This is a genomic window from Lactococcus formosensis (assembly GCF_018403745.1).
Taxonomy (GTDB): domain Bacteria; phylum Bacillota; class Bacilli; order Lactobacillales; family Streptococcaceae; genus Lactococcus; species Lactococcus formosensis.
The window spans coordinates 128,175-142,199 of the sequence record NZ_BOVP01000003.1; the positions used below are offsets into that span (position 1 = coordinate 128,175).

The 14,025-nt window shown below is 41.5% G+C and carries 14 protein-coding genes and 1 pseudogene; 5 read left to right on the forward strand and 10 right to left on the reverse strand.

Annotation, left to right across the window (positions count from 1 at the left end; genetic code table 11):
* Window positions 1-29 precede the first annotated feature (29 nt).
* Entirely contained in the window at window positions 30-998 is a 969-nt protein-coding gene (locus KJS37_RS04075; RefSeq protein ID WP_165711576.1) for a sugar kinase, read from the forward strand.
* Complete coding sequence (locus KJS37_RS04080; protein WP_213496009.1) at window positions 998-1,639, forward strand: bifunctional 4-hydroxy-2-oxoglutarate aldolase/2-dehydro-3-deoxy-phosphogluconate aldolase; 642 nt, start codon at window positions 998-1,000, stop codon at window positions 1,637-1,639. Before KJS37_RS04075 ends, KJS37_RS04080 begins: the two co-directional genes overlap by 1 nt.
* A 180-nt stretch (window positions 1,640-1,819) precedes the next feature.
* Here the strand turns inward: KJS37_RS04080 and KJS37_RS04085 are convergent, their stop codons facing one another.
* From KJS37_RS04085 to KJS37_RS04125, 9 genes and pseudogenes are all read right to left on the reverse strand, one after another.
* The gene (locus tag KJS37_RS04085; RefSeq protein WP_213496010.1) at window positions 1,820-2,326 is read right to left on the reverse strand and encodes a hypothetical protein; all 507 of its coding nucleotides are present in this window, start codon (window positions 2,324-2,326) and stop codon (window positions 1,820-1,822) included.
* A gap of 251 nt (window positions 2,327-2,577) precedes the next feature.
* A pseudogene (locus tag KJS37_RS04090) lies at window positions 2,578-3,232 on the reverse strand (GNAT family N-acetyltransferase).
* Window positions 3,225-3,602 (reverse strand): PaaI family thioesterase, encoded by a 378-nt coding sequence (locus KJS37_RS04095; protein WP_213496012.1) that lies wholly within the window; start codon window positions 3,600-3,602, stop codon window positions 3,225-3,227. The pseudogene KJS37_RS04090 and the gene KJS37_RS04095 overlap by 8 nt, the downstream one beginning before the upstream one ends.
* Entirely contained in the window at window positions 3,599-4,702 is a 1,104-nt protein-coding gene (menC, locus tag KJS37_RS04100) for an o-succinylbenzoate synthase (RefSeq protein WP_213496014.1), read from the reverse strand. The genes KJS37_RS04095 and menC overlap by 4 nt, the downstream gene beginning before the upstream one ends.
* Window positions 4,692-6,044, reverse strand: a complete 1,353-nt coding sequence (gene menE, locus KJS37_RS04105; RefSeq protein WP_213496016.1) for an o-succinylbenzoate--CoA ligase — start codon at window positions 6,042-6,044, stop codon at window positions 4,692-4,694. Before menE ends, menC begins: the two co-directional genes overlap by 11 nt.
* A 3-nt stretch (window positions 6,045-6,047) precedes the next feature.
* Window positions 6,048-6,890, reverse strand: coding sequence for a 1,4-dihydroxy-2-naphthoyl-CoA synthase (menB, locus tag KJS37_RS04110; RefSeq protein ID WP_003135630.1), 843 nt, complete (start codon window positions 6,888-6,890; stop codon window positions 6,048-6,050).
* A gap of 31 nt (window positions 6,891-6,921) precedes the next feature.
* Window positions 6,922-7,749, reverse strand: coding sequence for a 2-succinyl-6-hydroxy-2,4-cyclohexadiene-1-carboxylate synthase (gene menH / locus KJS37_RS04115; RefSeq protein WP_213496017.1), 828 nt, complete (start codon window positions 7,747-7,749; stop codon window positions 6,922-6,924).
* A complete protein-coding gene (gene menD, locus KJS37_RS04120) occupies window positions 7,739-9,385 on the reverse strand; it encodes a 2-succinyl-5-enolpyruvyl-6-hydroxy-3-cyclohexene-1-carboxylic-acid synthase (RefSeq protein ID WP_213496018.1) in 1,647 nt (548 codons plus the stop codon). Before menD ends, menH begins: the two co-directional genes overlap by 11 nt.
* A gap of 2 nt (window positions 9,386-9,387) precedes the next feature.
* Complete coding sequence (locus KJS37_RS04125; protein ID WP_213496019.1) at window positions 9,388-10,524, reverse strand: isochorismate synthase; 1,137 nt, start codon at window positions 10,522-10,524, stop codon at window positions 9,388-9,390.
* 80 nt (window positions 10,525-10,604) lie between these two features.
* Here KJS37_RS04125 and KJS37_RS04130 point away from each other — a divergent pair, with 80 nt between their 5' ends.
* Genes KJS37_RS04130 through KJS37_RS04140 form a run of 3 tightly spaced genes read left to right on the forward strand, consistent with a single transcriptional unit; the run spans window position 10,605 to window position 13,382 of the window.
* The gene (locus KJS37_RS04130; RefSeq protein ID WP_213496020.1) at window positions 10,605-11,174 is read left to right on the forward strand and encodes a GNAT family N-acetyltransferase; all 570 of its coding nucleotides are present in this window, start codon (window positions 10,605-10,607) and stop codon (window positions 11,172-11,174) included.
* A complete protein-coding gene (locus tag KJS37_RS04135; RefSeq protein WP_213496021.1) occupies window positions 11,167-12,447 on the forward strand; it encodes a DRTGG domain-containing protein in 1,281 nt (426 codons plus the stop codon). The genes KJS37_RS04130 and KJS37_RS04135 overlap by 8 nt, the downstream gene beginning before the upstream one ends.
* A gap of 11 nt (window positions 12,448-12,458) precedes the next feature.
* Window positions 12,459-13,382 carry a DHH family phosphoesterase gene (locus tag KJS37_RS04140; protein WP_213496022.1) on the forward strand — a complete coding sequence of 308 codons (924 nt, stop codon included), beginning with the start codon at window positions 12,459-12,461 and terminating at the stop codon, window positions 13,380-13,382.
* Between the two features lie 77 nt (window positions 13,383-13,459).
* Here the strand turns inward: KJS37_RS04140 and KJS37_RS04145 are convergent, their stop codons facing one another.
* Window positions 13,460-13,969: a sunset domain-containing protein gene (locus KJS37_RS04145; protein ID WP_244851332.1), complete on the reverse strand. Its 510-nt coding sequence runs from the start codon at window positions 13,967-13,969 to the stop codon at window positions 13,460-13,462.
* Window positions 13,970-14,025: the final 56 nt, after the last annotated feature.

Here is a 14,025-nt window from a genome sequence, read left to right on the forward strand (position 1 = left end):
ATAAAGAGCTGAACCTTGGAGAAAGAATTATGCCAAAATTTATAACAATAGGCGAGCCTCTGGTCGTGATGGCCTCACAAGATGTGGATGTTAGCTTAGATGAAGCAGTGCATTTTAAGAAATATCTTGCAGGAGCAGAATTTAATGTTGCTCTCGGTATCAAACGTTTAGGTCACAGTGCGGGCTATGTATCCAAAGTTGGAACAGATACTTTTGGACGGTTTATCACTGAGGCTGCACAAGAAGCAGAGCTGGATACGCAAAACTTGATTTACGATGAAAACTTTTCGACAGGTGTTTATTTGAAACAATGTGTGAGTACGGGGGATCCGGTTACTTCATATTTTCGTAAAAATTCAGCTGCTTCAAACTTGAAGATAGATGAGATTGATTTATCTACTTTAGCAGATGTTCAGATTGCTCATCTTTCAGGCATCTTTCCAGCATTATCGCTCAGAACACTTCAAACTTTTAGAGCGTTTAATGATAAGCTGCAGGAAAATAAAGTCTTCACGGTATTTGACCCAAACCTTCGTCCAGCGCTTTGGAAAAATCAAAAAGAAATGGTAGATACTCTCAACAACTTAGCGAAGAACAGCCAAATCGTTTTACCGGGTGTTAATGAAGGTCAGATACTGATGGGTTCAAGCCAACCAGAAGAAATTGCTGATTTTTATTTGAGACAAAGCAGTCTAACCGAAAGTGTTGTAGTGAAACTGGGCGCTGAAGGCGCATTTGTCAAAACGAAAGCTGGTGGTACTTATACCGTTTCTGGCTTTAAAGTGGACAAGGTCGTTGATACAGTGGGCGCAGGAGATGGCTTTGCTGTCGGCTTAGAATCTGCTTTACTTGAAGGTAAAACGCTGGAAGTTGCTGTACATCGTGCTTGTGCTATTGGCGCTTTGGCAGTTCAAAGTGCGGGGGATAGTGAAGGATATCCGACACGTCAGGAACTTATGGACTTTTATAAGAGTCGAAATTATCAAGGAGATTTATAATGCAAAGAGCAGAATTATTGGAAAAGGTGATTAAGTCGGGCGTTGTTTCAGTGGTACGCGCAGATAATGCCGAAGATGCCGTCAAAATAGTAGAAGCAGTTGTAGACGGTGGGATTAAAAGTATTGAGCTGACTTACTCAGTGCCGCGTGCAAATGATGTCATTGCCGATCTTGTGGCAAGATATGCTGATACAGATGTCGTGGTTGGTGCAGGTACAGTTTTAGAACCAACTTCAGCACGTTTGGCAATTATTGCCGGTGCTCAATTTATTGTGAGTCCAACTTTTAACAAAGAAGTTGCTAAAATCTGTAACCTCTATCAAATCCCTTATATTCCAGGAGTGATGACCCCATTAGAAGCACAGACAGCGATGGAATATGGCTCTGAACTCATCAAGCTTTTCCCAGGAGATATTGCAGGAGCTGCGATGATTAAGGACCTCAAAGGTCCTTTCCCTTACATCAATGTGATGCCATCTGGTGGTGTTAATGAATCAAATGTGGCAGAATGGTTTAAAGTCGGAGCGACTGCTGTAAGTGCAGGAGGTGGTGTGACAGCACCGGCATTAACAGGTGATTTTGCTGCTGTTAAATCAAATGCTGAGAAGTTTATGCTGGCCTATGAAGCCGTAGGAAAATAAATGAAAAGCTTATATCGTTTTGATATAAGCTTTTTACTTTCATTCCTTTTCTAAAAGAATCCGTTTAATCTCCCGAAGCTCTCTTTTAGTACGGCTTTGGTCAAGTGCTAATGACAAAACACCAAGAGCTAAGAAAAAATTTGCGATTTCGGATAGGATTGTAAATAAAGCATTCATAGTTTAGCGTCCATACATAAAGTCATCAAAGCCTAAGGCTGACCAAAAGCTAATAGAGCTAATGGTAATCCAATACGGTTTTGAATTTCTTTTATATGCAGCACGTGTCGTCCATCGACGACTCAAAGCTTGCATAGCTGCATATCTACCCGCAGAATAAAAACTTCTACCAATATTAATCCCTGCCCAAATAAGTGAGGCAACAGCGGCAGCAGCAGCTACAGGCGCAAGTCTCTGTCTATCGAGAAAATTTGCATATTCATCGAGTAGTTTTTCTCCATCTTCTTGTGAAATTTCTTTAATATCATGGACTCCTTTCCTAAGTAAGAAATCTTCAAAGCTTTTTTTATCTAAATTTAGATTTGTTTCATCAACTTGTGTTACCTCTGCAGTTATTTCTGGAATAACTTGACTTTCAGCAAGCCCCACTCCGGATGACGTTAATGATGAAGACAGAACTGTTGTGGCAACAAGACTAATAACTGTTTTTTTCAAATATTTTTTCTGCAATATATAATTACCTCCTAGGTTCTTGTGTAGTGTAGTCCTTTCCTTGAGCTGCAGTCTCGAATTAAAATATATTTACCTAAAATATTATCACATTTTAAGCGTCTTAATTTTTAAAAATTCATTGAAAGATGAAGAAAATTATTCTACAAATATGGAGGGAGCTAACAATATAACAGCGGGATTACTTTGTAAAGCTAAGAAAATTTTAATGTGTCGATGCGATGATTTCCGGAGTAATATTAGTAAATGAATTAACCCACGCGCCCCGCATAAACATAATATTCTTCAACATCCTCTTCTGAAACTTCCTCATCATTACTCCAAGCGAAACGTTGTGCGGCGATTTTTTTTAAGCCTTTTTTCTCGTAAAAAGGATAGTTTGAATAGCTGTCTGTCAGGAGGAAGAAGGTTTTTGCTTTCTTTTCTTTTAAATAATCAAGGAAAAGCTGATAGAGTTTACTGCCAAGACCTAAGCCTTTGTAGTTCTCATTTAAGATTAAGAGGTTTAAGGCAGCATCAAAGGTTTCCTTGCTTTGCTGTATAAGTTCCTCATTGAGCTTCATGGTTTCCAAGTAAAAGTCAAAAACGGTTTCTGGTTTTCCTTGGTTGATAATTAAACTCAGGGCTTCAAGTTGGCGGTACCTTATCCGACTTTTGGGAAGGAGATCAGGAGTGAGAGCAGCAGCGACGACGCCGATAATTTTCCCCTTATCTTTAGCGACAAAGACTTTTGTGGAGGTCAAGAGGATTGTTTCAAGAAAAAAATCAGCCATAGGCAAGACATTTTCTTGTTTATTCCACTCTTGATAAGCCCAAGTGTCGATAATTAATTGATTGATTGATATCCGCAAGTTCGGCTTCATCTATATCCACCAATTCTGTAAATATTATGTTGTCTTTATTCATATCTTTTTGCCACAATAGCGTTGGTCACAGTGACTTGTGCTACTAAAACCTCACGCGCATCTGTAAACTTCAGCTCCCACACATGTGTACGCCCACCTTTGTGCAGAAGAAGACCTTGAGCAAAGAGTATTCCTGTTGCTTTAGTTGGGTTCAAATGATTGCCATTGACCGCTTGGCCGAAAGCAAAATGTTTATCGTCAAGCAAGAGATTACTTGCCATACCAGCAGCAACCTCAGCAAAGGCCAGCGTTGCACCACCATTTAAGAAACCTTGAGGTTGCGCATGAAAGTCCTCTAAAGGCATTTGAGCGGTAAAACCTGTTGGGGTTAAAACCAGCTTTTGAATACCCAGTTGTTCAATTAAATTCATGTAAAAATCTCCTTTTTCACGGTGTAATGCTCAAGTGCTGCTTGATTGATAGATGCACCCAAGCCCTTGCCACGCGGTCTGTTCATCTTGCCTTCAATAAATTTAATCTCTGGTACGATTAAATCTTCCGTAAAATAATAGGACGAATCTGACAAATCCCCGGGCATGGCATTGTCGCTTAAAGTGGCCAGTTGTGTATGCAATATCTTGGAAATACCACTTTCGACCATACTGCCAATCCAGAAGGAAATGTTATTTTTCCGGCAAAAGGCGATAGCTTCTTTTGTTTGATAAAGTCCACCTAAGCGGCCAATTTTGATATTGAGCATGGTTTTCCCCTTAAGTTGAGAAAGGGTCTGTAAATCACTCCAACTTTGGACATTTTCATCAAAACAGATAGGTGTTGAAAGCTGCGGAAGAATGTCTTTATAATCTTCGAGATTATCAGTAGCAAAAGGCTCTTCAATGCAGACAAGTGCAAATTGATCGAGCTTTATCAGCGCTTCGATATTTTCAAGGGCATAAGAGCGGTTGGCATCAACAGCCCATTGGAGCTGAGGATAATGCTCCACAGCATATTGGACGCGTTCAAAACCATCTGTGGGCTTAATTTTAAGCTTTATTCTTTCCACACCTTGGGCGATTAAGGCTTCGATTTTTTCAGGAAGCTGCTCAAAAGGCATATCGCCCAAGACGGCCCCACGGGATAAAGTTTCTGTCAATGGCTCAGGAAATAGGGCAGCGATTGTATTTTTTCCTTGAGCTTTGTAATAAAGATCCAACAGGGCATTCTCCAAACCTGCCATTGCCATCGGTAAGGGCTGCTCAAAAAACTCATGAATCTCAAAGGGATGTGTGAAGTTTGCTGTTATTACTTTTGGAATGTAAGTCTGCGACAAGCATTCCCATGAGCTGTCAAATGTTTCTTGCGTGTAGAAAGGTGTGGTGAAGCTTACGCATTCACCATACCCTTGATGGCCGGTTTCGTCTTCGGCAATGATAATAATGGTGTCACGTTGCTTCAGCTCACCTTTGGCTGTCTTGAAGTTAAACTTCATCGGAAGTTGGACGTGATTCAAACTAATCGATCTAAGCTTCATGTTTTAAATTTTTCCTAAGGATTTTGCCTGAGGCATTTTTGGGTAGAGCATTCATTTTGATAATCTGACGGGGAAGTTTATACTTGGCCAGACGTTGACTCAAAAAGCTTGTAATTTCTTGTATATCGGGCGTCCCAGCGTAGAAAAGAAGTGGCACTTGGCCCCAAGTCTGATCTTCCTGCGGGACAAGCGCACATTCGACAATTCCCTCTAAGCTATAGAGTAAATCCTCAATCTCTTTGGGATAAATATTTTCTCCACCGGAAATAATGATATCTTTACGACGATTGAGAATATAAAGGAAATTGTCCTTATCAAGATAGCCAATATCCCCTGTGTTGAATAGATGAACGTCCTCTCGATTAAGATAGCCTTTCATGAGCATTGGCGATTTTAGATGTATTTCGCCAGCCTGATCAGCATCAGGATTAAAAATTTTAATCTCCACGCCAGGAAGTGCTTGACCGACAGAAGTCAGCTTGTCCGGATGTTCCAAAATGTTGAAGGTAACAGATTGGGAAAAAGTTTCGGTCATCCCGTAAGTCTTGTAGACAGGTAGACCTTGTGCAAAACATGCCTGTATCAAAGGTTGGGGAATAAATTCCCCCCCTAACAAGAGAACGCGAAGACTTTTGGCAGCAATTTTTTCATGAACACGTTTAAGCATGGTCGGTACCATGGAAACCATATTGACCGAGCAGTTATTAATCAGATTGATCAACTCTTCCTCATCGAAAGAAGCACGTATGGTGGCCTGGGTGGCATTATAGAGGCTGCGCATGATGATGGATAGACCACTGACATGAAACATGGGGAGAACGACAAGCCAGTTGTCTTCTGGAAGAACGCCCATGGTTGCTGCAGAAGCAGCCACATGTGCCGAAAGCATTTTCCAAGTGATAGGTACTGATTTGAACTTTCCAGTTGTCGCACTGGTGTTCATGATCACAGCAATCTTCTCTGGCGCCGGCTGCCAATTGAGCACAGCTCTGCTGGTTTCTAAAGAATGGATATCAGAGAAAGACAAGTCTGCTGGATAGGTTTGCTGGTCCGAAGCAATCAGCAGTTCCACATCAAGTTCAGTCAGTTGCTCTCGAATTTCATTAGCTGTAAGATGGGTGTTGAGCAAGAGGACTTCCTTATCCAAAGCCAACAGCGCAAAGAGCACAATTGCCATCTCTGGCGAATTTTCTGAAAGAAGAGCTAGGCGGTTGTGCCTAGCTGTTTCTTTGTTTAAATGTTGGGCTGTCTGAACAGTTTTATCGTAGACTTCTTTAAAAGTCAGTTGATTTAAGAAAAGTTTATTTGGCGATTTTTCAGCCTGTTCTTTTAACCATTTCATAGCTTATGGGAATTTAGGGAATTGATCAAAGTCAGGTTTGCGTTTTTCTTTGAAAGCATCGCGCCCTTCTTTGGCTTCATCGCTGAGGTAGTACATGAGCGTTGCATCACCAGCAAATTGTTGCAAGCCAGCAAGTCCATCAGTTGCAGCATTCATTGAGCCTTTAAGCATACGAAGTGCCATTGGTGACAAGGCAAGCATTTCTTCGGCCCATTTAACTGTTTCGTCTTCAAGTTGATCAAAAGGTACAACAGTGTTTACCATGCCCATATCCATTGCTTCTTGTGCAGTGTATTGACGGCAGAGGAACCAGATTTCACGTGCTTTCTTTTGACCAACCATAGCAGCCAAGAGTCCAGCACCATAACCAGCATCAAAAGAACCGACACGTGGGCCTGTTTGACCAAACTTAGCATTTTCAGAAGCAATTGTTAAATCACAAACGATATGGAGAACGTGGCCACCACCGATAGCAAAACCGTTGACCATAGCAATAACAGGTTTTGGTGTGATACGGATTAAGTGTTGCAAGTCTAAGACGTTAAGACGAGGGATTTGATCTTCACCAACATAGCCACCGTCGCCACGGACTTTTTGGTCGCCGCCAGAACAGAAAGCTTCCTTATCTTCACCTTGACCGTGGTTAGCACCTGTCAAAACAATGACACCAACAGAAGTGTCGTCACGTGCCACAGTAAAGGCATCGATAAGTTCCACCACTGTTTTAGGACGAAACGCATTACGTACTTCAGGACGATTGATCGTAATTTTTGCAATACCGTTATAAGTTTCGTAGATGACATCTTCGTACTTGCGGTCTAAAGCAAGCCAGTTATATTTTGACATAATTTGTCTCCTTTTTTTGTTTATTTATTCATTATAGCATGGCTGAGTCATGCAAATGTGTCTTTAAGATTAAATTAAAATGTTGAGGTAGTTCCAGATGTACATTATGCCCTGCGCCCTCCACAATCAGACTTTGCGCTTTTGGATAAGTACCGATTTGTTCAGCGATTCGTTTATATTTTTGATCCAGAGCTCCAGTGATATAGTTTAGGGGTAAGTTTAAATCTGGGAGCTTATCTGAAATGTCTGGAAGCTTTCCTTGGCTGGTAGCACGTAAAGTTTGGGCCAGGGCATGAGGTGCATTTAGGGCGCGACTGGACCAGATTTTATATTGCTCTTCCTGAGAAAGATTTTGTTGACTTTGGAAGATGGGGAGCGCGCCCCAATAATTTGCAAACCATACAGCGCCGTTTTCCTCGATTTGTTCAGCCAAGTGAAGATCAGCTTGGAGACGTTTTTCACGTTGATTACTGTCAGCTATGCCAGGGGCAGCTGATTCAATGATAAGTTGTTCAATGGGCTGTTCAGGAAAGTTCAGTGCAAATTGCAGTGCAATCCGTCCACCCATGGAATAGCCCAGTAAGCTGTAGCTTTTTTCTTGAAAAAGGTTTTGAATGATTTGTCGGAGCTGTTCACAAATGTTTACCAAACGGTAAGCATCAAGTTGTTCCGGCTTGCTGGACTTTCCATGTCCCACAAGGTCTAAAGCAAAGATTTGGTAGCCTGGTATATCTAAAGCATCCCAAGTCGAAGCAGACTGGCTAAAACCATGTAAGGCTAAAAGGGGCTTACCTTGACCATGGATTCGGACATGAAAGTTAAGTGAGTCAATCTGGATATATTTATCTTCAAATAGCATAAGTCGTATATTTTTTGTGCAAGTCTAAGCTCACATCCTTGTCCGTTTTTATTTCCAAAAGATGAATCCCCGGTTGCGCAAAACTTTGACTGAATTGGCTTTCAAAGTCTTGATAATCTTCCACGAGATGATAATCCAGCCCCACCAATTGCGCTAAGCCTCCAAAATCTAAACCGTGTGGTGTTGAGAACAGGTAGTCAAAATGCGGTTGCCCCTTTTGCGCCAAATGGTGGAAGATTCCGCCACCGTCATTGTTGAAAAGGACGATAGTCAAGTTGAGCTGATGTGTTTTACCAACGATTAAGCCATTGATATCGTGAAGCATAGAGAGATCACCGGTTAAGAGGACCGTAGGTTGTCCGCCCGTAGATATACCTAAGGCGGTTGACTCTTGTCCATCAATACCGTTGGTACCGCGGTTTCCTAAAAGACGAACAGTGGCTTGACGACTGCGCCAAAAATAATCAACATCGCGTATGGCCATCGAGTTAGAAATCAGAAGCTGTGCTTGTTCTGGAAGAAGGTCTTGCAGGCTTTGAACATAACGTCCTTCAAAAGGTGCAGTTTCCTCTTTAACTGTATCGAGTTTTTGGCGCATGGAGTGCTGATAGTCTTGCCACTGCTTGAGTGCCCTTTTACCAGAAGTTGAAGGTTGAACTGCTTCACAAAAAAGTGCTGCATCAGCCTGAATAACCTGTGTCGTTGTCTGACTTGGATTGCGATAATCAAGCGCCGAATCAACTTGGATATATTCTGCCTCAGGATTGTGAGCAATTAATTGTAAAACGCGTTTCGATACAGGAATTTGACCAAACTGAAGGAAACAGTCCACTTTAAGTGTGCTGAGGATCTCTGGTTGTGTAAGAAAAGCATCATAAGCATCAATGATATTGGGATGGCTAAAATTACGTAAATTAGACAAAGGATCCGCCAAGATAGGTGCGTGTATCTTTTCTGACAGGTCTAAAAGTGCTTTTTGATAATCCGAGTTACTATCAGGTCCTGCGAGAATAACCGCATTGCCGCTTAATTCAGGAAGCATCTGCGGCTGAATTTTCCCTTGACTGAGAGAGAAAGGCTTGCGACCTTTTTGGTAATGTTCCGGGTTGAGTTCTGGAATCAAAGGCTCACCGATAGGCACATTGATTTGTACGGCAGCAGCGGGAACATTGGTAGATGCCATATAGGCACGTTGTGCGACCTTACGTGGATAAGTCCAGAAATTATTAATATTGGGATGACTTAACTCTTCATAATGGTTAACGAATTTGCCAAAGTAATCCGCCTGATTTACGGTTTGCGCAGCGCCCACAAATTGCAAATCATTGGGCCGATCCGCGCTCAAAATAATCAGAGGTACACGACTGTGTTTCGCTTCAGTAATGGCGGGTAGATAGTGAGCAGCAGCAGAACCAGAAGTACAGATAAGAACTACCGGACGTTGTTGAGCTTTGGCTATACCAAGGGCAAAAAAAGCAGCCGAGCGCTCATCAATATTGACATAAGTGTCATATTTGCCATACTCTTCAAAAAGCATGGCAAGAGCTGTTGAACGTGAACCCGGGCTAAATACAGCTTCACGTACGCCTAGATTGAAAAATTCATCAACAAGTGGTGCTAAATATTCATTGTTCATTTTTAAAGTGCCTCGAGTATTGTTTTTAATTTTATCTTTGTTTCATCAAATTCAGCTTGACAGTCTGAAGCGGCAACAATGCCGCAACCGGCATAGGCGTAGCAAGTTTTCCCATCAAATAGTGCTGAACGAATGGCGACGATGAGTGTTCCATCTCCTTGAGCATCGATTAGACCTAAAGGTGCCGCGTAAAGTCCGCGTTCATGTTTTTCATTGGCACGGAGGAAGTCAAGCGCAGCTTTACTAGGTTGTCCGCCCAGTGCTGGTGTAGGATGAAGGTGCTTGGCCCAATCAATTAAGGAATTGGATGTATCAACCGTCGATAAGAGTGTTCGAAGATGAAAGACATTCTTCAAAGCCACTATCCCCGTTTCCCCTATCTGAACATGGGGTGACTTCTCTAACATCTTGTCCTTAATCTTTTGGACAACAATTTGGTGTTCATGAAGATTTTTCGGGTCTTGAAGTAAGCGAGTGTCGCCATGAGCGAGGGAACGGGGAAAGGTTCCAGCTAAAGCATAGCTCAGAATATGATTACCTTCTTTCTGGACCAAAATTTCAGGTGAAGCACCAAGAAATGTTTTACCAGCTTTATGATAAGCAAAAATAAAAGCTGAAGGGTTATTTTCTATCAACCGCTCAAGAATTGTCTCAATCTTAAAAGTCTGCTCACTCGTAAATTTAATTTGACGAGAAGCTACGATTTTGATTGTTTTGCCATGCGCAATATTTTCCTGTAACTTTTGGTAAAGACTTTGCCATTCTTGATAATCCGAAGCTTCTTCTGTATAGCTGTTGGACAGTTTACTTCCCTTTTCGTCCGTAATTTCTGGGAGAGAATCACAGGACAAAACATAAGACTCTGTAGGTGTCTGTACAAAGTAATGCTTAAAAGCGACAATCTCGTTTCCGAAATCTTGCCAAAGCTCATCATTTACTTCATCAAAAAAACTCTGGCTGTAAAAAACGTAAGGATAGTTTGCGATATCTTGTTCTTGCACAGCTTGCAAGCGTTGACTGGCAATAATCAACGTTTGCTTTTGGCTATCGTACCAAAAAAAACGCTCACTAGGGTCAGGGAAAGCAGACCAAAAGGCAAGCGGGTGCTCTAATTTGAGATTTATCCGTCTATAGTTCATAGTAATGAAATTATATCACAGATAGCAGAAGTAACGTGATATAATAGGCTTATTAAAAATAAGAATCTGGAACAGTGAGAATGAATATCAATGTAAAACTTGCGGAACACCAAAAGATTGAAACCAACAGGCTATGGCTTCGTCCTTTTGTCATGTCTGATGCAGCCGATATGTTTGAATATAGCTCTGATGCAAGCAATCTTCAATTTGTTTTTAATTCCCATCCAAATCTTACACATACCAGCTTTGTCATAGCCAATCGTTTCATGAAAGAGCCCTTAGGTAAATGGGCAATCGAACTAAAATCAGAGCAAAAAATGATTGGTTTGATTCAGTTTTCAAAGCTGGTTGAGCAAAAGGGTACAGCAGAGTTGTCCTATGTGCTTCACAAAAAATATTGGAATCAAGGTCTGATGACTGAAGCGCTCGCTTCTGTAACCCAAGTTTGTCTTAAAGAGCTTGGACTGAAGCAACTTGTGCTTAATTGTGATCGGGAAAATCTCAGCTCGATACGGGTGGCTCAAAAAGTAGGCTATAAGCGAATTGGCCGTTTTAAAGGTAGCACACAATACAATAAAGGACGCATCTCTGAATTCGAGGAGTTTGCTATTAAAAAAGGAAATCAAGTCTTAGGAGTATCTCATGTCTAAACACGAAGAAATTCTCACTTATATAGAAAAACTTGACATTGGAAAGCAAGTCAGTGTCCGTAGTATCGCTAATCGTTTAAAAGTAGCAGATGGCACAGCTTATCGTGCTATTAAAGAAGCAGAAAATCGTGGATTGGTTGCTGTTAATGACCGCTCAGGTACTGTTCGAGTATCGGTAAAAGGACAAAAACGTAACCATAAGTTGACTTTCGGAAAAATTGCTGAAATTGCCAATGCTGAAATCTTGGGGGGACATGCTGGTCTTGAGGTTGAATTTAGTCGTTTTTCCATCGGTGCCATGCAGCCGGAAAGTGTGAAAAAGTTTTTGATGAAAAACAGTTTGATGATTGTCGGTGACCGTAAAGACATTCAGAGTATGGCTCTGCATGGTCAAAGTGCTGTGCTTGTTACAGGTGGTTTCGATGTTGATCAAGATGTTATTGATTATGCAAATGAGATGGGCATTCCGCTTATGCGCGCGACTTACGACACCTTTACAGTTGCAAATCGTATCAGTCATGCTTTAGCAAATGAATTAATAAAAAAAGATATCATCACAGTAGCTGAAATTTCCCACGATCATCGCCCTGCATTACGTGAAGAAGATACGGTAAAAGACTTTATGGAGTTGATGAAACGGACCAATTTAAGCCGTTTTGTGGTAGTTAATCCTCATCGTGTAGTTGTTGGCGTGGTCAGTATGCGTGATATCGCTCATAAAAGTCTAGACACGCAGATTAACAAGCTGATGAACTATCCCGCTGTTGCCAAGCAAAAAATGACGGTCGCGAGTATTTCACAAAAGATGATTCATGAAGGTTATGACATCATGCCGATCGTGAATAAGGATTACACCTATGCTGGTGTGGTGACCAAGTCTGAAGTGCTAGAAAGTCTTCAAAGAAGCCAAGAAGAAAGCCAAGTGACACATACCTTTAGTGAAGACATGTCCAGTAAGATTAGTGAAAAAGGTTCTGCTTACACCGTCATGGTTGAACCGCTCATGGTCAATAATGTCGGAAATATTTCAAGTGCTGCTCTGAGTGAGATTGTCGCAATCGTCGTTCAAAGAACACTTGACAAAAGACGGCGCAGAAATGTTATCCTAGAGTCAATGAATCTCAACGTGATGGGCACGGTCGCGATTGATAATCTCTTGGAAATTTATCCCAAAGTCATCAACGAGACCCGTTTAGGCGCGGTTGTAGATATTGAAATTTATTATGTCAATAACATCATCGCTAAAGCAGTTGTGAATCTACAAATTACATAAGGAAAAAAATAATGAAAGAAATACTTACAAAAATCAAAGAATACGACACGATTCTCATTCATCGCCATAAAAATCCGGATCCAGATGCGTTAGGTTCTCAGTGCGGTTTACGTGCTATCTTAAGAGCAAATTTCCCAGAAAAGAAAATCTATGCTGTTGGGTATGATGAGCCAACACTTACTTATTTGGCTGAGATGGACCAAGTGGAGCTGGAGTCGGGAACAAAATACCTCAGTATCATCTGTGATACAGCAAATACACCACGGATTGATGATGAAAGATGGATGCAGGCAGATTATGTGATTAAAATAGACCATCATCCAAATGATGATGCCTACGGAGATTTACGTCTTGTTGAGCCAGACCGCAGTTCGGCTTCGGAGATTATTACGGATTTCGCATTGAACCATGACTTAGCTTTAAATAAAGAAGCAGCACGTTTGCTTTATGGTGGAATTGTTGGAGATACGGGGCGTTTCCTTTATCCAGCAACCTCAGCGAAAACACTCTATCTTGCAAGTAAGCTTGCAGAATTTGACTTTGACCGTCCAGCTTTAGGGCGAGAAATGACCTCATTTGATATGAAAGTCGCGCGTTTGCAAGGATATGTTTACGAAAATCTTGAAATTTCCGAAAATGGTGCAGGGCGTGTAATATTAAGTAAAGAGGTTTTGGAAAAATTCAACTTACGCGATGCCGAAACATCAAGCATCGTAGGCACACCAGGCAGCATCCGCGATGTAAAGTCATGGGCGATTTTTGTGGAACAAGCAGACGGACACTATCGTGTACGGATGCGTTCAAAAACCGTACCCATCAACGAAATTGCTAAAAAGCACGATGGAGGTGGACATGCTTTAGCTTCCGGCGCCAACTCATATTCTTTGGAAGAAAATGAGCAAATTTGGCAGGAGTTGCAAGATAATTTGGGATAGAAGCTTTTTGAATAACTTGTATTAAAGATAATGTTAAAAATCCTGACGGTACTTATACCGTCAGGATTTTTAAGTGTTTAACGTTTTGATTTACGATAGCCAGCAGCTATTGCCTGTTCTTCACTGTCAAAGTATACTGCGTTACTTGAGTTCATGTGATATCCAGCTTGTCCTGGAAGATGGTAAATTTTAGATTTTGAATTTCCAATAATTGCACCTTGGTCTTTTGTATAAATCTGCCCAGAATCTTCAATTCTATTCATGGACGCAGCCTGTTCAGCGGCGGCCTGTTCAGCGGCGGCCTGTTCAGCGGCGGCTTTTTCAGCAGCGGCTTTTTCAGCGGCAGCTTTTTCAGCAGCGGCTTTTTCAGCGGCGGCTTTTTCAGCGGCGGCTTTTTCAGCGGCGGCTTTTTCAGCGGCGGCTTTTTCAGCAGCAGCCTTTTCAGCTTCTTCAGATTTCTTTACGATTTGAGACTGTTTAGTGTCTGGCGTTGTTTTACTTCCCTCTGCATCCGTGCAGCCCGTAAGAGATACGGCCATTACAAAAGGTAAAGAAAGAGTAAGTAATACTTTGCTAAATTTTTTCATAAATTTAAATTTCCTCCCAAGCAATTATAAGCTATAAGAAATAATCTTGCAAGGGT

Excerpts from the sequence above, each read along its gene's own strand:
- menE (WP_213496016.1), bottom strand. The coding sequence starts at position 6,044 with ATGAAATGGTTAAAAGAACAGGCTGAAAAATCGCCAAATAAACTTTTC.
- KJS37_RS04145 (WP_244851332.1), bottom strand. The coding sequence starts at position 13,969 with ATGAAAAAATTTAGCAAAGTATTACTTACTCTTTCTTTACCTTTTGTA.
- menC (WP_213496014.1), bottom strand. The coding sequence starts at position 4,702 with ATGAAGCTTAGATCGATTAGTTTGAATCACGTCCAACTTCCGATGAAG.
- KJS37_RS04125 (WP_213496019.1), bottom strand. The coding sequence starts at position 10,524 with ATGAACTATAGACGGATAAATCTCAAATTAGAGCACCCGCTTGCCTTT.
- KJS37_RS04080 (WP_213496009.1), top strand. The coding sequence starts at position 998 with ATGCAAAGAGCAGAATTATTGGAAAAGGTGATTAAGTCGGGCGTTGTT.
- KJS37_RS04075 (WP_165711576.1), top strand. The coding sequence starts at position 30 with ATGCCAAAATTTATAACAATAGGCGAGCCTCTGGTCGTGATGGCCTCA.
- menD (WP_213496018.1), bottom strand. The coding sequence starts at position 9,385 with ATGAACAATGAATATTTAGCACCACTTGTTGATGAATTTTTCAATCTA.
- KJS37_RS04130 (WP_213496020.1), top strand. The coding sequence starts at position 10,605 with ATGAATATCAATGTAAAACTTGCGGAACACCAAAAGATTGAAACCAAC.
- menB (WP_003135630.1), bottom strand. The coding sequence starts at position 6,890 with ATGTCAAAATATAACTGGCTTGCTTTAGACCGCAAGTACGAAGATGTC.
- menH (WP_213496017.1), bottom strand. The coding sequence starts at position 7,749 with ATGCTATTTGAAGATAAATATATCCAGATTGACTCACTTAACTTTCAT.
- KJS37_RS04140 (WP_213496022.1), top strand. The coding sequence starts at position 12,459 with ATGAAAGAAATACTTACAAAAATCAAAGAATACGACACGATTCTCATT.
- KJS37_RS04135 (WP_213496021.1), top strand. The coding sequence starts at position 11,167 with ATGTCTAAACACGAAGAAATTCTCACTTATATAGAAAAACTTGACATT.
- KJS37_RS04095 (WP_213496012.1), bottom strand. The coding sequence starts at position 3,602 with ATGAATTTAATTGAACAACTGGGTATTCAAAAGCTGGTTTTAACCCCA.